The sequence below is a fragment of the Cobetia sp. 5-25-4-2 genome (assembly GCF_013374075.1).
In the GTDB taxonomy this organism is placed as follows: Bacteria; Pseudomonadota; Gammaproteobacteria; order Pseudomonadales; family Halomonadaceae; genus Cobetia; species Cobetia marina.
The window spans coordinates 623302-640516 of sequence record NZ_BLWK01000002.1; the positions used below are offsets into that span (position 1 = coordinate 623302).

Annotated in this window: 16 protein-coding genes; 13 read left to right on the plus strand and 3 right to left on the minus strand. The window is 63.0% G+C overall.

Annotation, left to right across the window (positions count from 1 at the left end; genetic code table 11):
- The first annotated feature begins 211 nt into the window (after positions 1–211).
- Positions 212–1129, plus strand: coding sequence for a LysR family transcriptional regulator (locus tag HXS65_RS07460; protein ID WP_077378346.1), 918 nt, complete (start codon positions 212–214; stop codon positions 1127–1129).
- Positions 1130–1157: 28 nt separating this feature from the next.
- Here the strand turns inward: HXS65_RS07460 and HXS65_RS07465 are convergent, their stop codons facing one another.
- Together HXS65_RS07465 and HXS65_RS07470 are read right to left on the minus strand one after the other, a co-directional pair.
- A complete protein-coding gene (locus HXS65_RS07465) occupies positions 1158–1847 on the minus strand; it encodes a glutathione S-transferase N-terminal domain-containing protein (protein WP_176493555.1) in 690 nt (229 codons plus the stop codon).
- 92 nt (positions 1848–1939) lie between these two features.
- Positions 1940–2659 carry a glutathione S-transferase N-terminal domain-containing protein gene (locus HXS65_RS07470; RefSeq protein WP_077378486.1) on the minus strand — a complete coding sequence of 240 codons (720 nt, stop codon included), beginning with the start codon at positions 2657–2659 and terminating at the stop codon, positions 1940–1942.
- A 338-nt stretch (positions 2660–2997) separates the two neighbouring features.
- On the opposite strand from HXS65_RS07470, the gene HXS65_RS07475 reads away from it, so the two are divergent.
- Together HXS65_RS07475 and HXS65_RS07480 are read left to right on the plus strand one after the other, a co-directional pair.
- A complete protein-coding gene (locus tag HXS65_RS07475) occupies positions 2998–4557 on the plus strand; it encodes a carbon-nitrogen hydrolase family protein (protein WP_077378340.1) in 1560 nt (519 codons plus the stop codon).
- 4 nt (positions 4558–4561) lie between these two features.
- Complete coding sequence (locus HXS65_RS07480) at positions 4562–5389, plus strand: zinc-dependent peptidase (RefSeq protein ID WP_176493556.1); 828 nt, start codon at positions 4562–4564, stop codon at positions 5387–5389.
- 99 nt (positions 5390–5488) lie between these two features.
- Here the strand turns inward: HXS65_RS07480 and HXS65_RS07485 are convergent, their stop codons facing one another.
- Entirely contained in the window at positions 5489–6496 is a 1008-nt protein-coding gene (locus HXS65_RS07485) for a LysR family transcriptional regulator (RefSeq protein ID WP_176493557.1), read from the minus strand.
- A gap of 232 nt (positions 6497–6728) precedes the next feature.
- Here HXS65_RS07485 and HXS65_RS07490 point away from each other — a divergent pair, with 232 nt between their 5' ends.
- From HXS65_RS07490 to HXS65_RS07535, 10 genes are all read left to right on the plus strand, one after another.
- Positions 6729–7964 (plus strand): TauD/TfdA family dioxygenase, encoded by a 1236-nt coding sequence (locus tag HXS65_RS07490; protein WP_255304448.1) that lies wholly within the window; start codon positions 6729–6731, stop codon positions 7962–7964.
- A gap of 106 nt (positions 7965–8070) precedes the next feature.
- The gene (locus HXS65_RS07495) at positions 8071–9246 is read left to right on the plus strand and encodes a diguanylate cyclase (protein WP_176493558.1); all 1176 of its coding nucleotides are present in this window, start codon (positions 8071–8073) and stop codon (positions 9244–9246) included.
- Positions 9247–9385: 139 nt separating this feature from the next.
- Positions 9386–9940, plus strand: a complete 555-nt coding sequence (locus HXS65_RS07500; RefSeq protein WP_176493559.1) for a lipocalin family protein — start codon at positions 9386–9388, stop codon at positions 9938–9940.
- 261 nt (positions 9941–10201) lie between these two features.
- Positions 10202–11050 carry a DUF1338 domain-containing protein gene (locus HXS65_RS07505; protein ID WP_176493560.1) on the plus strand — a complete coding sequence of 283 codons (849 nt, stop codon included), beginning with the start codon at positions 10202–10204 and terminating at the stop codon, positions 11048–11050.
- Positions 11047–12108: a succinylglutamate desuccinylase gene (locus tag HXS65_RS07510; RefSeq protein WP_176493561.1), complete on the plus strand. Its 1062-nt coding sequence runs from the start codon at positions 11047–11049 to the stop codon at positions 12106–12108. Before HXS65_RS07505 ends, HXS65_RS07510 begins: the two co-directional genes overlap by 4 nt.
- 454 nt (positions 12109–12562) lie before the next feature.
- A complete protein-coding gene (locus HXS65_RS07515) occupies positions 12563–13363 on the plus strand; it encodes an ABC transporter ATP-binding protein (protein WP_077378316.1) in 801 nt (266 codons plus the stop codon).
- A gap of 164 nt (positions 13364–13527) precedes the next feature.
- A complete protein-coding gene (locus HXS65_RS07520; protein WP_077378313.1) occupies positions 13528–14346 on the plus strand; it encodes a transporter substrate-binding domain-containing protein in 819 nt (272 codons plus the stop codon).
- A gap of 41 nt (positions 14347–14387) precedes the next feature.
- Positions 14388–15104, plus strand: a complete 717-nt coding sequence (locus HXS65_RS07525; RefSeq protein ID WP_084207919.1) for an ABC transporter permease — start codon at positions 14388–14390, stop codon at positions 15102–15104.
- 41 nt (positions 15105–15145) lie between these two features.
- The gene (locus tag HXS65_RS07530; RefSeq protein WP_077378483.1) at positions 15146–15898 is read left to right on the plus strand and encodes an ABC transporter permease; all 753 of its coding nucleotides are present in this window, start codon (positions 15146–15148) and stop codon (positions 15896–15898) included.
- A gap of 251 nt (positions 15899–16149) precedes the next feature.
- Complete coding sequence (locus HXS65_RS07535; RefSeq protein ID WP_077378307.1) at positions 16150–16914, plus strand: transporter substrate-binding domain-containing protein; 765 nt, start codon at positions 16150–16152, stop codon at positions 16912–16914.
- Positions 16915–17215: the final 301 nt, after the last annotated feature.

Consider the following 17215-nt stretch of genomic DNA (forward strand, 5'->3'; position numbering starts at 1 on the left):
TCGTGAGCCCCATTATCTGAACGCGCCCGCCAGCAGAGAACGCGAATCACTTTCATGCATGCCACTCCCCCCGCCAAATCGGCTACAATGCTGGCCAAATCGGCAACTCGCCACTGGCCCTTGCGTCAGATCCGCGGCGCACTCTGCCTCCACGCTCTCTTTCATGCCATCGGCTGCCCGAGTGGCAGACAGTCTCAGGTGCCACCAATCCATGCCTCCCGTACTTGACGAATTTCAGGGCCTCAGTGCCTTCGATGCCATCATGCGCCATGGCAACCTGGGCGCTGGCGCCGAACACCTCGGTATCTCCAAGTCCACGCTCAGCCGTCGGATCAGTCATCTCGAGTATCAGCTTGGTCAGCCGCTGCTGCATCGCCAGGCCAACCGCCTGATTCCCACCGAGGCCGGCACGCTGTTCCATCAGTATTGCCAGCAGATGCTGTCGCTGGGCGAGCGCTCGCAGATGGCACTGGACGAGCTGCGCGAGGAGGTGAGCGGTGATCTCAGCATCAGCGTCCACCCGCATTTCCTGCGTGGCTGGTTCAATCGTCTGCTTACCGAGTTCATCGAGGAGTATCCGGGCATTCGCCTGACGCTGACCTCGAACCTGCAGCCTCCGACACGTGAGGATGATCAGGTCATGCTGTGGCTGTGGGAAGGTCCGACCCGTGACAGCGGCCTGCGTGACGAGGTGCTGGGCCACCAGCGTCAGCATCTGTATGCCCACCCGGACTATCTGCGTCAGCATGGCCATCCGCAGCATCCCGGCGAGCTTGCCTCCCACGACTGGGTCAACCTGATCGACCGCCATCATCCCGATCTGGTGCTCCACCATCCGGAACAGGGCGAGTACCGAGTGAGCCTGCCGCCCTCACGCTTCACGGTCGACAATGTCGTGGTACATGCCGACCACATCGCGCATGGCGCCGGTATCGGCCTGCTGCCGGACCATCACGTGCGCACCCGCTCCGTGGCACATCCCGGCCAGTTCGAGGCCTGTCTGCCCGAGTGGCAAGGACCCTCGATTCCGGTCAGCCTGCACTATCCCTTCGGGCACCCGCCGCGCAAGCTGGGCGCGCTGCTGGATCGTATCCGGCGCCATGTGCCCAAGGACTGGGGGCAGCCCTAGCCCCTCAGGCTCCACGTTCCAGCGCGACTCAGCGGCCCTGGCCAAACAGGTGGCGACGCGCCTCTTCATCCATCGCCACATTGGCCGCCGGATTGATGTCGTCGATGCGCGCCATCGCCCGCCTGACACCATCACGCTCGGCCATGCGAGTGCGGTAGGCAGCCACCGCCGGGAAGCGGGCCAGATCGATCTCCTGCTTCTCGGCCTTCAGCCACGGCCAGATGGCCATGTCGGCGATGCTCAACTCGTCACCGGCCACGAACTCCCGCCCTTCGAGCTGGCGCTCCAGCACACCGTACAGCCGCTCGCCTTCCTTGTGATAGCGCTCGATGGCGTACTCCACCGGTTCTGGCGCGTAGTGCTTGAAGTGGTGTACCTGACCGAGCATCGGCCCCAGGCCGCCCATCTGCCAATGCAGCCACTGCAGCACATCATTGCGTGGGCGCGTCTCGCGCGGCAGGAACTGGCCGGTCTTGTCGGCCAGATATTCCAGAATCGCGCCGGATTCGAACACGGAAATCGGCTCGCCACCATCGGCCGGCGCATGATCGACGATCGCCGGCATGCGATTGTTGGGCGAGATGGCCAGAAACGCTGGCGCGAACTGCTCGCCCTTGCTGATGTTGACCGGAATGAGTCGGTACTCGAGGCCGGCCTCTTCCAGAAAGATCGTGATCTTGTGGCCGTTGGGCGTGGTCCAGTAATACAGGTCAATCATCGTGAGCACCTTTTCGAGGGCAAGACGACATGGCCCGAACGCCTGGAAGCGTTCGAGCCATCAGGAAGCGCATCGCTGACGCGATCGAGGGATTACTGCGGGATCTCGCTGGCACGCGGCGACTTGCGTGCCATGCCGTCATGGAGATCCATCATGCGCTCGCGCCACTGCACCAGCGGATCAGCGGGGTCTTCCGTCTCGCCGAAGGGCGAGGTGTCGGAGACGATGTGGGCCCAGATGAAGAAGCCGAAGATCAGGTAATCCGCCGCCGCCGGTGACTCGCCATCCATGAAGGGCTGATTGCCCAGCAGGCCACGCAACGGCTTGAAGGCGCTGTCGAGAATGCCACGGGCGATCTCGACATCGTGGAACTCCTCGAACGACATGCCGAAGCGGGCTTCTCGGGCGCTCTGGAAGTATTCACGGTCATCCGGGTGAATGGCCTGCACCAGATCCAGCGCCACCAGGCGGAAGAAACCGACGGCCATGACCTGCTCGGCATAGACCTTGACGAAATTCAGGCGCGCCCTTGCCAGTGCATCGCCGATCAGCGGGCCATGGCCTGCATCCGGATAATGCTCGTCCAGGTGCTGGAAGATGTCGTAGCTGTCCATCGACACGCCGAAATCATCCTTGAGTACCGGCACCGTGGTGGAATCGCAGAAGTCGATCGGGCTCTTGTCGGTGAACAGCATGGGAACGAGTTCCGCCTCGATGCCCTTGTGGGCCAGGGCCAGCCGCGCGCGCCAGCAGAACGGCGAGAAACGCAGACGGTCATCACGGCCTCGCAATTCATAGAGTACTGGGGTCATGCAGGTATCCTCCGGTGTCATTCAAGCTCAAGATGTTCGGCATGACGTCGCCGTGGGCGTCTTGCCCATGGCAATGTTTTGGACGTTGTGCCGCGCAAATGCAAGCAAAATGAGCATTCGTTCAATATCCCGCTGATACGCCGCTCGCCGTACTTCCACCCGCTCACCCTTGCAGTGGCGCGAGGTTGGACCCATTGAGGAGGGATTCGCGACACGCGCCGGTCATTGACCAAAGGATATTGATGACACTCGGCCTCGACAGCGCGAATAATGGATCCAAGCTGTCGCACCCGCCGCGTCTCGCCCTGCTCTCATCACTCATTTCCCAAGGAGTCTCGATGTCCGTCGAAGACCTGCACCTTAACCTGCGCAACCTGCAGGAATCCGACTACCCCCAGCTGAAACGCCTGATGGACGGCATCTACGACGACATCGGCGGCGCCTGGCCGGAACACACCATCAATCGCCTGGTCGCGGAATTCCCCGATGGTCAGATCGTGATCGAGGACGGCGAGATGCTGGTCGGGGTCGCGCTGACGGCGCTGGTGGATTACGACGCCTTCTCGAACCCGCACAAGTACGATGATCTGATCGGCCAGCGCGAAGTCATCCTCAACAACCCCGAGGGAGATGCGCTCTATGGCCTGGATGTCCTGATCGACCCCAACTACCGGGGCTATCGTCTCGGCCGCCGCCTGTATGAAGCGCGCAAGGAACTGTGTCGCTCCATGAATCTGCGCTCGATTCTGGCCGGTGGGCGCATTCCCCAGTATCACGAGTATGCCGCGGAGCTGTCCGCGACCGACTACATCGACAAGGTCGAGCGACGCGAGATCTACGACCCCATCCTGTCCTTCCAGCTGGCCAATGGATTTCTGGTCAAGCGCCTGATGCGCCAGTATCTGCCGGAAGACGAAAGCTCACAGGGCTATGCCACCTTGCTCGAGTGGAACAACATCCTCTTCGAGCCGGTCGAGCGTGTGCTGGAAAGCCGCAAGACGATGATTCGCGTCGGCGCCGTCCAGTGGCAGATGCGCAAGTTCGATTGTGTCGAATCCGTGCTGCAGCAGGTGGAATATTACGTCGATGCCCTCTCGGACTATCAGAGCGACTTCGCCGTCTTCCCGGAGCTGTTCAATACGCCGCTGATCGGCCTGCTGGAAGACCAGAGTGACCCGGTGCGCTGCATCCGCTTCCTCGCCGGCTTCACCGAGCGCTTCAAGCAGGAAATCTCGCGCATGGCGGTGGCCTACAACATCAACATCGTGGCCGGATCCATGGTGGAGGTCGGTGATGACAACGAGCTCTACAACGTCACCTATCTCTGTCACCGCGATGGCGAGATCGACCGTCAGGCCAAGCTGCACATCACGCCTCAGGAGCGCCGTGACTGGATCATCAAGGGCGGCGACGAGCTGGCCGTATTCGAGACCGATGCCGGTCGCATCGGCATGCTGATCTGCTACGACGTGGAATTCCCGGAGCTGTCACGCCTGCTGGCCGACCAGGACATGGACATCCTGATGGTGCCGTTCTGGACCGACACCAAGAACAGCTACCTGCGCGTCCGCCACTGCGCCCAGGCGCGCGCCATCGAGAACGAGTGCTATGTGGTGGTCTGCGGCAGTGTCGGCAATCTGCCGTCCATCGAGAGTCTGGACATCCAGTACGCCCAGTCAGCGGTATTCTCGCCCTCTGACTTCTCCTTCCCGCATGATGCGGTGATGGCCGAGACGACCCCGAACACCGAGATGATCATGTTCTCGGATCTCGATCTGGAACGTCTCAAGGTCGTGCGCAGCGAAGGCTCGGTGACCAACCTCAAGGACCGTCGCAAGGACCTCTTCGACCTGCGCCTGCGCGACTGGTCCTGGAAGTCCGGCAGTCGTCAGGACTGACTCGATGCCCCCCTGGTGGCAACGACTGTGGCAGCGATCCGAGCGCCACGGCCATGATGCCGACGCCTCAGCCCCCTTCTCCTCCCAGACCCAGGAGGGGGACACCCTGTGGCAATCCGTCCGCGAGCGTCTGCCGATCCTCGAGGGACTCGACGCCGAGGCGCTCACGCGTCTCGAGCGCCGCGCCCGGCGGCAACTGCATGACTGGAAGCTGACCAGCGCCGAGCCTCTCGAGGAGGTCGAGGCGCTGGCATTGGCGGCTCAGGCGATGCTGTTGCTCAATGGTTGGGCGCATGCCGAGCGCTGGCAGGATGCCGGCGCTCGCGTCCATGAGATCATGCTGCCGCTCGAGGCCATCCGCCGTGAAGTGGAAGAGATGGATGAGGCAGGCGTGGTGCATGTCTTCCAGGACACCCGGGCCGGTGAGACCTGGTACCAGGGGCCGGTGGTGGTCACGCAGCAGGACCTGGCCGCCAGCGGTGACTGGAGCGGCTTCAATGTGGTCATCCACGAATTCGCCCACAAGCTCGACATGGCCAACGCCACCGATGCCGATGGCTTTCCGCCTCTGCCTGGCCACATCAGCGCTCAGGAATGGCACGCCACCTTCACCGCCGTCTGGGATGACCTGAGCGAGCGCCTGGCACACGGCATTCCCACGCCGATCGATGACTACGCCGCCAGTCACCCCGCCGAATGCTTCGCCGTGTGCTGCGAGTATTTCTTTACCGCACCGGACACCCTCGAAGTCGCCTATCCCGAGCTGTATGCCCTGCTGGAACGCTTCTTCCACCAATCGCCATTGCCACGCTGCCCGACGGCCCATGACTGAGCGCCTGACAGGCAGACGGGCAGACGGGCAGACAAGAAGATCCGGATAATGAGTAGCGATCGCTCACCCCCTCAACCACCGGCTCAAGCTAACGGTATATCAATCAGAGTGTGCCGCGGCGGGCCCGCCATTGCGATTCCCCGATGCATCAAGAGCAGTACATGAGTCGGTCACTTCTGACTTTTCCACCAGGTAATCCCAGACACGCTGGGCCGTGGGTCGCATGGGACGTTGGGAGGAACGTACCAGCCAGAAATGCTGCTCGGCAGGAATCGCCAGCGGGAAGGCCTGCTCCAGTCCGCCATTGCCGGAGGCCATCCATTGCTGAAAATGGCCTTCATGCACCAGCGCCACGCCCATGCCGAGACGCGCCATTTCCAGTGTCATGACCTGGGTGTCACAACTGATGGTGGACGTCGTCTTCTCCAGTCCCAGCTGACCGGCCGCGACCAGCCAGCGACGCCAGCCCACCGCGAATCCCGCCGCATGCAGCAGCGTCATTCCGGTCAGATCCGCCGCCGTGCTCAACCGGGCGCTCAGTGCCGAGCTTGCCACGACGATCATCCGCTCCTGCTCCGCTCCCACCTTGATCGCCTCGACCTGCGGCCAGTCCCCCTGGCCATAGCGCAGTTCGATATCCACTTCCTCGCCATCGAAATCACGCGCCCAGAAGGCACTCACCAGCCGCAGGGCGATCTCGGGTTGATCTCGATGAAAGCTGGCCAGACGCGGCAACAACCAGGCCTGCTGGCTCATCGGCGTCGCACGCAGACTCACCGGCGCGGCGCGCGAGGGTCCGAAGACTTCCAGCGTGCCCTCCTGCAGACGCTGGAAGCCATCCTGCAGCGCCGGCAGCCAGGCCTGCCCGGCCGGTGTCAGATTCAGACTGCGAGCATGGCGCACGAACAGCGGCTGGCCGAGCCGATCCTCCAGCTGGCGGATACGCTGACTGATGGCGGACTGGGTGACGCTCAGCTCCTCGGCCGCCCTCGTGAAACTCATCAGGCGTGCCGCCGCCTCGAAGGCCTGCAGCCAGGCCAGGGGTGGCAACGGGCTGGACAAGGAAACAGGCAAGACACTCGGCGGCAAGGAAGGTGAGTCGTGCATGGCAATCTCGTGGCGGACAATGACGGAACATGACCACACATTAGCTCAGCTAAGCCATGGGCGTCATATTTCGCGTTGGTCAGCCTTCATGACACGCAAGACAATAGACTCACTCTCAGCACAAGACTCACCGACACCGACAGAGACAAGGAAGGCGCCAATGGAGACTCTCACCGCATCTGATTCCGACACTTTCGGTACCAGCGACACTGATGGTATTGGCGACACTAGCGTGACGAACGACACTATCGATACGAACGACACTATCGACACTACCGACGCCGCCGACACGGCAGCGACGGATGCCGGCACGCGTCATCAGTGGGACATGAAGGAATATCAGCCCCATCATCGCGGCACTCCCCTGATTCAGGCGACCCATGACGAGGCACTGGCGACTCTGAGCTGGGCCGATGGGGATCAGGCACGCTTTCCGCTGATCTGGCTGCGTGATCACTGCGCCTGCGACGCCTGCCGTCATCCGCAGACCTTCGAGCGCACCTTCATGCTCATGGATGATGCGGCCCTGACGGTGCATCAGTTGCGTGTCGAGCAAGGCAATCTCGTCGTCATCTGGCAGGACGGCCACACCAGTCGTTTCGATGCCGGTTGGTTGCTGCAACGTCGCCCGAGTGATGCGCCGCCAGCCACGCCGGTCCCCTCAAGCCGCGCCTGGCAGCAGGGCCATCAGCCTCACGCTACCGCCTTTGCCGACTACATGGCCGGTGGACAGGCACGACTTGGCTGGCTGGAAGCGCTGTGCCGCGACGGCTTCGCGATTCTGGACGGCGGCACCTGTGAAGGCGGTGAGATCGATGCCATCGCGGCCACCATCGGCCCCATCCGTGCCACCAACTTCGGCGGGCGCTTCGAGGTCTTCTCCAAGCAGGCGCCCAACAATGCCGCCTACACGCCCATCGCGCTGGAACTGCACACGGATCTGCCCAACTGGCGCCAGCCGCCGGACATCCAGATGCTCTATTGCCTGGTCAATGACGCCGAGGGCGGTGAGTCGATCTTCGGTGACGGCATGGCCGTCGCCGAGGAACTGCGCCGGCGTGACCCTGCCGCCTTCCGCCTGCTGGCCGAGACGCCGGTGGACTTTCGCTTCGCGGATGAGCAGACCGACCTCGTGGTGCGCGAACCGGTCATCCATCTGGATGCCAGCGGCAAGGTCATCGAGGTGCGTTTCAACAACTGGATCCGCGATAGCCTGCGCCTGCCGCTGGAACGGATGCAGGCCTGGTACGACGCCTACCGCCACTACTGGAGCATCCTGCGCGAACCGGACTTCCGCCTGCACCTCAAGCTCGAGGCCGGTCAGATGGTGGCCTTCGACAACCGCCGCGTGATGCATGGGCGCCGGTCCTTCGACCCGACCACCGGGCGCCGGCACCTGCAAGGCTGCTACGTCGATTACGACATGGTGGAATCGGCATTGCGCGTCACAGCGCGCCAGCTGAACTGACGACGGCCCGCGAGCGTTGAAGCTCAGTGATTCAATTCGTCCAGTCCCGGCAGCAGACCACGCAAGGCGATGGCATCCTGAGACTCTGGCTACTCAGGTACCGCCCATGAATCCCATGACGCTCTGCTTTGCGGATGACACCCTGGAACGACGCTATCGTCGACAACAGATCGAGACCTCACACAAGCTCAGCCGGTTCACCATCCCGCTGAGCTGTGTGATGTTCGCGTCCTATGCGCTGATCGAGATAAGTCTTACCCACCATTTCGAGAGCCTGCTGCTGCTGCGCGCCGGCATTCTCGCCAGTGTCCTGAGCCTGTTCCTGCTGTCACGCCATGCGCGATACAGACACCGGGTCAATGGCCTGCTGTGCCTGGCCTCCCTGAGCGCGGCGCTGGGCACGCTGGCCATGTTCCATCTCGGCAATGACCACGCAGTGGATCACCATGAGATGCATGAGGGTGAATTCCCGGCCTATTTCGTCAGTCTGCTATTGCTGGTGTTCTGGACCTACACCCTGCTGGGGCTGCAGTTCATCTATGCACTGGCCTGCGGATTGCTGATCTGGATGGGCTGCACCGCCAGCTGCGCGATCCTGCACAGTGGTACCGGCGTGCTGGTGGAAGCCAACGAAGCCTTCTTCATGATGTCCGCCAACCTGCTGGCCGGCATGAGCGCCTACTCGCGAGAGCGACAGAGCCGCCTGCTGTTCCTGCGCGAATGTCACGTCACCGACGAGCGAGACAATCTGCGTGACCACGCGACCCGCGACTCGCTCACCGGACTGCTCAATCGACGCGCCCTGATGGAGCATCTCGATCAGGTGCTCGACATCCAGGCACCCGGCGTCATACAGGCTGCGCTGTTCATCGACCTGGATGGCTTCAAGCCCATCAATGACCGCCATGGTCACCATATCGGCGACCAGGTCCTGAGCATCATCGGCGAACGACTCGGAGACACCCTGCGTGGCAACGATATCGTCGGCCGCCTGGGAGGCGATGAATTTCTCGTGCTGATCAGTCGTGAAGGCGATAGCCGCCAGGGCCCGGAAACACTGGCCAATCGTCTGGTGGATGCGATCAGCAGGCCCATCCACCTCGAGGTCGACGGCGAGCCGCTGATCATCGGTGTCAGCGCCAGCGTGGGCGTCTGTCTGTTCCCCTTCTCCGGTGCCACGCCGGAAACCATCATCGCGCGTGCGGATGGTGCCATGTATGAAGCCAAGCAACGTGGCCGCGGGCGAGTGGTCGCGGCCAACCCGCTGCGCCTGGTGCTGTGAGCCTCCACCACGAATGATGCCCCCCCTCTTGAGACAACCGCAGACGCCCCAATGAGAGAAGGATGCCTGTGCAGCCTTTCATCACGTAACGACGCCCCACGACGATTCGCCGGGGCGTCCCGTCTCATGGAGCCCGCCAATGACACGCCTGCCGCATCTCGCCCTCTCGCTCGCTGGCCTCAGCCTCCTTGGCGGCTGTGCCGGTGTCCCGTCCGGCACCCAGCCCGTCGGGGACTTCCAGCTCGAACGCTACTACGGGCAATGGCACGAGATCGCCCGCCTGCCCAACAGCTTCGAGGAGGGACTGAGCTGCGTCACCGCCGATTACTCGCCCCGCGAGGACGGCGGCGTGCGCGTCATCAATCGCGGCCTTGATGCCGACAAGGGCGAATGGAGTCAGGCCGAAGGGCGAGCCTACTTCACGCAGGGCAGCGAGACCGCGGCCCTCAAGGTCAGCTTCTTCGGCCCCTTCTATGGTGGCTACAACGTGCTGGCACTGGATGATGACTATCAGTGGTCGCTGGTGGCCGGTGCCGATCGCGACTACCTGTGGATACTGGCGCGCGAGTCGCAGCTGGATGACGGCACCTATCAGGCGCTGGTCGATCAGGCCGCCGAGCTCGGCTTCGCCACCGATTCACTGATCAAGGTCGAGCAGGGTGAGACATGTCCCGTCGCTGACGGCGAGAGCTGATGACGCAGGCGCTTGCTCACGGCGCAGGCTCCACCCAAGGTCTAAACCGACACGTGACGTTTACATGGTGCGGACAGCCGCTTTCATCCAACCGACCTTGCCTCTTGCCACGCGCCAGCGGCTCGCCAATGGTGAGCTGACAATCTGCCGAGGCAGCGTCTCGCCGAGTGCGCTGCCCTGCTGCCAATCGCTAAATGCCGTCGCCCAGTGTCAGTGACACCTCGCTGCACTGGGCAACTCAGTTCAGAGGGAGCTCGTGCCATGGATATCCAGCAGTTCTTCAGCGCCCTGTGGGATGATTACGTCGCCATGACGCCCCAGGCCCAACAGATCCAGGATGCCTTCGTGGCCGACGGCGAGACCATCGTCAACGACCACGTGGCCTTCCGGACCTTCGACCGCGGGCCGATCACCCTGAGCGCGCTGGAACCTCATCTGCTGGCGCTCGGCTACACCCGCTTCGCCCCCTATGACTTCCGCGAGAAGAAACTGCGCGCCTTCGGCTATCTGCCGCCGTCACCCGACATGCCGCGTGTCTTCCTCTCCGAGCTGAAATGCCATGAGTTGTCCGAGCGTGCCCAAGCGATCATCGATGGGCTGGTCAGCCAGATCTCGCCGGATGCCGCCACCCAGTCCTCCGTGCTGTGGTCGGGCCGCCTGTGGAAAGCGCCCAGCTTCGAGCAGTATCAGCGCCTGATGGAAGAGAGCGAGTATGCCGCCTGGCTGTCGATCATCGGCCTGCGCGCCAATCACTTCACCATCAGCGTCAATGCACTTACCCGTCATGACACGCTCGACAAGGTGCTGACGCGCGTGGAAGCGCTTGGCCTGGGCATCAATCCGGCCGGCGGACGCATCAAGGGCTCACCCGAGGTCCTGCTTGAGCAGGCCTCCACCCTCGCCGACCGCCAGACCTTCACCTTCGCCGGCGGCGAGCAGCACGAGATCGCGACCTGCTACTACGAGTTCGCCCGTCGCTATCCGGATGCCGACGGCAAGCTGTATCAGGGTTTCGTGGCCGCCAGTGCCGACAAGATCTTCGAATCCACCCACCTGACCGAATCTTCCGATACCGGCCAGGACAGCCCAAGGGAGCACTCCACCCCGTGATTGCCGACTGGCTTGACCTGACACTCGAAGGCCACGCCAGCGCGCGTGGCATGGGACGCATCCCCGGTGGGCGCTATGAGATCGTCGCCCCCGGTGTGCTGGAGATCTGTCCGGACACCCAAGGGCCTGCGGCTCGTCCTTGCGTGCTCTCGGCGGGAATTCACGGCAACGAGACGGCGCCCATCGAACTGCTGGGTGAGCTGATCGCCGGTCTCGAGAGCGGCCACCTGATCGCCGGTGCCCCGCTGCTGCTGATTCTGGGCAACCTGCCCGCCATCCGCACCGGTGAGCGCTTCCATGCGACCAACCTCAATCGGCTGTTCCGACGTACCGAGACGGCGACCGCCATCTCGGTGGACACCGGCAACGCGGTTGCCGGCAAGGCCAATGACTGTCCAGCCGATGATGAGCCGGCACGCGCCCGCCAGCTGATGGCGGCAGTGGATGACTTCTACGCCCGCTTCCCGCCGGCCGATGGCACGCGACGCCTGCACTACGACATGCATACCGCGATCCGCGACAGCCACTACCCGCGCTTTGCCGTGGTGCCCTTCAGCGAGGGAGAGGCCATCAGTCCCTCACAGTGGTCGATATTGAGCGCTGCCGGCCTCCAGGCCGTGCTGCATCAACATCAGCACAGCTGGACCTTCTCGCACTACTCGCGCCACTACCATGATGCCGATGCCTTCACGCTGGAGCTGGGCCAGGTGCGTCCGTTCGGCGCCAATGACATGGCGGCACTGGCGCCGATGTCTCGCCTGCTCGCGGCTCTGGCCACTGGAATGCCGCCGGATGAGTCTGATCCCGGTGCCATGGATTACTTCAAGGTGGAAGTGGAGCTGATGCGCCACTCCGCAGACTTCGCGCTGTGCTTCAGCGAGGACGTCGCCAACTTCACCCGCTTCGCCCCCGGCACGCTGATCGCCCGGGACGCGCTGGCGGGCCCCTGCATCATCGGGGACACGCCGCTGAGCGTGGTATTCCCCAATGCCAGTGTCGAGATCGGCGCTCGCGCCGCCTTGCTGCTGGCCAGCTGTGCTCCCCCCGAGACAGCCTGATCATGAAATGCGCCCCACCCGCCAGCCACCGCCGTACTGCCCCACGCAGCACGGCGCATCGGCAGGGTGGGCGCCCCCAATAATGACAACAAGGTCCCCACTCATGACGCATTCCTGCCGTTCTGTCCCTCCTGTCGCCAGCCAGCGACTCTTGCCGACACGCGCTCAACCAAAGTCGTATCCGGCGACGCTCCAAGGAAGCAGTTAACCCAGCGTTGAGCTGGTAGAATCTGCCCCCTTTCACGATCACGACCGTGATACCACTCGAGCGGCTGCGACGACATGGCCAGCCGCCAGCGAGATTCAGTCTCGCCTGGCGACGTCATGCACCCTGTGCCGCCGTGTCGACAACGCACAAGTTCCCACGGGTCCGTGCCGCCCTGCGGCAGACTCAGGACGCGCCCGCGCCGCCTGGCAAGGCAGCGATGCGCTGCGTCTGGATCGGAGTAACGGCATGACCAAGACATCCCCCGGGATCGAGACCCCGAACCGCGAGGTGCTGCCCCTCGAGGTTCGCGACATCACCAAGTCCTTCGGCAGCAATCAGGTGCTCAAGGGCCTGTCGCTCAAGGCACGCAAGGGCGACGTCATCACGCTGATCGGTGCCTCTGGCTCCGGCAAGAGTACCTTTCTGCGCTGCATGAACCTGCTGGAACAGCCGGACGGTGGCGACATCTTCGTCCACGGCGAGCAGATCGGCTTCAAGGACACCCGCCGCGGTCGCGAGCCGATGGACTGGCGTCAGGTCGAGCGCATGCGCGCACGCCTGTCGATGGTCTTCCAGGGCTTCAACCTGTGGTCACACATGACCCTGCTGGAAAACGTCATCGAGGCGCCGATCCACGTGCTCGGCAAGCCGAAGAAAGAAGCCATCGCGCACGCGCGCAGCCTGCTGGATCGCGTCGGCCTGCTCGAACGCGCCGACTACTACCCGGCCCAGATGTCGGGGGGCCAGCAGCAGCGTGGTGCCATCGCGCGCGCCCTGGCGATGGAGCCGGAAGTGATGCTGTTCGACGAGCCGACCTCGGCTCTCGACCCGGAACTGGTCGGTGACGTGCTCAAGGTGATGCGCGATCTGGCCGAGGAAGGCCGCACCATGGTGGTGGTGACCCACGAGATGAGCTTCGCGCGCGACGTATCGAGTCAGGTGGTCTACCTGCATCAGGGTCTGGTCGAGGAAGCCGGCGATCCGGCTGAGGTACTGGGCAATCCCCAGTCAGAGCGACTCAAGCAGTTCCTGGCGCCCAAGTACTGACAGGCAGGACTGATGAACAGGACTGACGGACGGCTCTGATCAACCGCTCGCTCCGCCGGCGCTTCCCCCGGCACGGTGATCCCGTGTCCGGCACATGATTCAGCACCGCGAGCGCCATGCCATCGGCAGGCCTCGAGGCGCAAGAGATTTCAGGAATGAAAGTGATGAAACAGTTCGCGACACGCGCCCTGATGGGCCTCACCCTCGGTCTCTCCACTCTCGCCATCTCGGCAGGCGCCGTGCAGGCCGCCGATGTGCCGGACCCGCTGCGCCTCGGCATCGACGTGCCCTACGCGCCCTTCGGCTACAAGCTGCCGAGCGGTGAGCTGACCGGCTTCGAGATCGAGCTGGGCAATGCCATCTGCGAGCAGCTCGCCACTCGCTGCGAGTGGGTCGAGCAGGACTTCGACGGCATCATCCCGGGCCTGATGGCACGCAAGTACGACGTCATCATGTCCGCGCTGACCATCAACCCGGAGCGTGAACGTCAGGTGCTGTTCTCCGCGCCCTACTTCACGCCGCCGTCCGGCTGGTTCGTCAAGGCGGACAGCCCGCTGGCCGGCGCGGACAGCCTCGATGCCGAGGCTCTCAAGGGCAAGGTGATCGGTGTCCAGCGCGGCAACCTGCAGGATCACTACGTCACCGACCTCTACGCCAGCGTGGCCGAGGTGCGTCGCTATACCAAGCTGGATGACCTGGTGCTGGACATGGACAGCGGTCGCGTCGATGTCGCCTTCCTTGATCTGCCGGTCGGGCAGGACACCCTGGTCGAGGCCAATGATGGCAATTTCGTCAATACCGGCAGCGCCATCAGCGAACCGAAGAAGTACTTCGGTGACGGCTTCGGCATCGCCATGAAGCAGCGCGATCGTGATCTCAAGAAATCCATCGACGAGGCACTGGACACGCTGAAGGCCGACGGCACGCTCGAGCGTCTCAACGCCAAGTACTTCGCCAGCGCCGCGACCGCCAACAGCCAGTAAACCGCTGAGCGGTTTGCACGGCGCTTCACGGGAGGATTCCCATGATCGACCTACAAGGCTACGGGCCAAGTCTGCTGGAGGGTGCCTGGGTCACGGTGCAGCTGGCCGTGCTGGCCCAGCTGCTGGCCATCGCCCTCGGGCTGATGACAGCGACCGCCAAGATGTCGCGTTCCACGCCACTGCGCTGGATCGCGACGCTCTACACCACCATCATCCGTGGCGTACCGGATATCGTGTTGATGCTGCTGCTGTTCTTCGGTGGTCAGATCGGCATCAACATGGTCACCGACTGGCTGTATGACCGCTATGACATCGATGTCTTCGTCAACGTCGACGAATTCACCGCGGGCGTCATCACCATCGGCTTCATCTTCGGCGCCTACATGGGTGAGACCTTCCGCGGTGCCTTCATGGCAGTGGATGCCGGCCAGATCGAGGCCGGACGCGCCTATGGCATGAGCAACTGGAAGGTCTTCAAGCGCATTCGCTTCCCGCTGATGATGCGTCACGCCCTGCCGGGGCTGGGCAACAACTGGATGGTACTGCTCAAGACCACCGCCCTGGTGTCGGTGATCGGGCTGGTCGACATGGTGCGTGTCGCCAGCGAGGCCGCCAAGGCGACCCATGAGCCCTTCACCTTCCTGTTGCCGGTCGCGGCGGGCTATCTGCTGATCGCCACCGTGTCCGAATGGGGGCTTTCGCGCCTCAAGAAGCGCTACAACACCGGATTCGGGGAGGCCAGCGCATGGAACAACTGAACGATGCGGGCCCGACAGGCGTCATCGCCCAGCTTGGCCAGATGCTCGACGACGTGCTGAGCGACAACTACATCTTCACCGCCACCACTCTCTGGCACTATTGGGAGGGGCTGGTCACCACGGTGCAGCTGGTGTTCCTGTCGCTGATCATCGGGCTGGTGCTGGCCGTGCCATTGGCGATCCTGCGCGGCTCGCGCCGCCGCTGGATCAAGATGCCGGTCTACCTGTACACCTATGTCTTCCGTGGCACCCCTCTGCTGATCCAGCTTTACCTGATCTACTACGGAGTGGTGTTCTTCGATGGCTTCGACATCTCGTTGGGAATCACCAGCGTGCATGTCCCCAGCATTCAGGACACCTGGCTGTGGGAGTACTTCCGTGACCCCTTCGTCCCGGCGCTGCTGGCCTTCGTGCTCAATACCGCGGCCTATACCACCGAGATCTTCCATGGTGCCATCCAGTCCACGCCCAAGGGCGAGATGGAAGCTGCACGCGCCTATGGCATGTCGCGGGGCAAGATGATGCGTCGCATCATTCTGCCCAGTGCCTTCCGACGTGCACTGCCGGCCTACGGCAATGAAGTCATCTTCATGCTGCATGCCAGCGCCATCTGCAGCGTGGTGACGCTACTGGATCTCACCGGGGCGGCGCGTGACATCTATGCACGCTTCTATGCCCCCTTCGAAGCCTTCCTGTTCGTCGCCGCCATCTATCTGTGTCTGACCTTCACCATCATTGCCATCTTCAGGCAGCTGGAGAAACGTCTGCTGGCACACTTGAAACCATTGAATTGAACTGAAAGAAGCGCCCCTTGCCGGGCGCTTCTTTCGTTTTTCACTCCTGATCCAGCAATGCATCTCGTTTAACGAACGTTTGAATCCGACCATTTTCCCCCTTCACCACAGCGCAGGACTGGGCTAGTGTGGAGAACAATGGCTGACGACAGTCCTGTCTTCATCGGCGCAGACGCCTGATACCTTTTCAGGTAGCGTCTGGTGTCGCTGACACGTCAGCTCGACCAACAACAACGAGGAACGGGAACGACATGAAGAAGCTTCTGGGAATTTCCCTGCTGGGTGCAGCACTGATGGCCGGTGGCGCACAGGCCGCCGAGACACTGCGCATCGGCGTCGATGTGCCTTATGAGCCGATGGAATACAAGACACCGGACGGCGAGCTGACCGGCTTCGACATCGAGCTGGGCAATGCCATCTGCGCGAAGATCAACCGCGACTGCGAGTGGGTCATCCAGGCATGGGACGGCATCATCCCCGGCCTGATGGCACGCAAGTACGACGCCATCATGTCCTCGATGACCATCAACGAAGAACGCCGTGAGAAGGTGCTGTTCTCCGACACCTACATCACGCCGCCGTCTGCCTGGTTCGCGCCGTCCGACAGCGCGTTGAGCGCCACCTCCACCGAGGCCCTGGCGGGCAAGGCCATCGGCGTGCAGCGCGGCACCCTGCAGGACAACTACGTCACGGATCTCTACGCCAAGAATGCCGAGGTCAAGCGCTACACCACCGCCGATGACCTGGTGCTGGACATGGATGCGGGTCGCCTCGACATCGCCTTCCTCGACTTCCCGGTCGGCAAGTCCACCCTCATCGATGGCGGCAACGGCAACTACAAGGCCGTGGGGGAAGTGGTCACCGAGCCCAAGAAATACTTCGGCGACGGCTTCGGTATCGCCATGCGCAAGCGTGACAAGGACCTGGCCGAGCAGATCAACGGCGCACTGGCGGAACTGAAGGCCGATGGTACCTACGACACCATCCACACCAAGTACTTCGGCGAGAAGAAGTAAGATCGCCTCCCATGTCATGACGCGCGCGAGCTGACAGGCGCAAGTGACACGCAAGACAACACGTCCCGCTGGCATCTGCCGCGGGACTTTTGCGTTGAGACAGGGTCATTCCCGACCCAGCCCCTTCATCAGCGCCGCCGGGGAATGAGAGCAAGCCCCCGCCACGCCTGAGCCAGATGCCAAGTCATCGCGTCCCCTTGCACAATTGGTGCAAATTGAGAACCAAAGCAGTGTGGCTGAGAGGGCTTATCCCGTCTGCCCGGCCTCTCTAGGATGCCCAGCATCCCACTCCTGCAACGGT

Excerpts from the sequence above, each read along its gene's own strand:
- HXS65_RS07460 (WP_077378346.1), top strand. The coding sequence starts at position 212 with ATGCCTCCCGTACTTGACGAATTTCAGGGCCTCAGTGCCTTCGATGCC.
- HXS65_RS07465 (WP_176493555.1), bottom strand. The coding sequence starts at position 1,847 with ATGATTGACCTGTATTACTGGACCACGCCCAACGGCCACAAGATCACG.
- HXS65_RS07470 (WP_077378486.1), bottom strand. The coding sequence starts at position 2,659 with ATGACCCCAGTACTCTATGAATTGCGAGGCCGTGATGACCGTCTGCGT.
- HXS65_RS07475 (WP_077378340.1), top strand. The coding sequence starts at position 2,998 with ATGTCCGTCGAAGACCTGCACCTTAACCTGCGCAACCTGCAGGAATCC.
- HXS65_RS07480 (WP_176493556.1), top strand. The coding sequence starts at position 4,562 with ATGCCCCCCTGGTGGCAACGACTGTGGCAGCGATCCGAGCGCCACGGC.
- HXS65_RS07485 (WP_176493557.1), bottom strand. The coding sequence starts at position 6,496 with ATGCACGACTCACCTTCCTTGCCGCCGAGTGTCTTGCCTGTTTCCTTG.
- HXS65_RS07495 (WP_176493558.1), top strand. The coding sequence starts at position 8,071 with ATGAATCCCATGACGCTCTGCTTTGCGGATGACACCCTGGAACGACGC.
- HXS65_RS07500 (WP_176493559.1), top strand. The coding sequence starts at position 9,386 with ATGACACGCCTGCCGCATCTCGCCCTCTCGCTCGCTGGCCTCAGCCTC.
- HXS65_RS07505 (WP_176493560.1), top strand. The coding sequence starts at position 10,202 with ATGGATATCCAGCAGTTCTTCAGCGCCCTGTGGGATGATTACGTCGCC.
- HXS65_RS07515 (WP_077378316.1), top strand. The coding sequence starts at position 12,563 with ATGACCAAGACATCCCCCGGGATCGAGACCCCGAACCGCGAGGTGCTG.
- HXS65_RS07520 (WP_077378313.1), top strand. The coding sequence starts at position 13,528 with ATGAAACAGTTCGCGACACGCGCCCTGATGGGCCTCACCCTCGGTCTC.
- HXS65_RS07525 (WP_084207919.1), top strand. The coding sequence starts at position 14,388 with ATGATCGACCTACAAGGCTACGGGCCAAGTCTGCTGGAGGGTGCCTGG.
- HXS65_RS07530 (WP_077378483.1), top strand. The coding sequence starts at position 15,146 with ATGCTCGACGACGTGCTGAGCGACAACTACATCTTCACCGCCACCACT.
- HXS65_RS07535 (WP_077378307.1), top strand. The coding sequence starts at position 16,150 with ATGAAGAAGCTTCTGGGAATTTCCCTGCTGGGTGCAGCACTGATGGCC.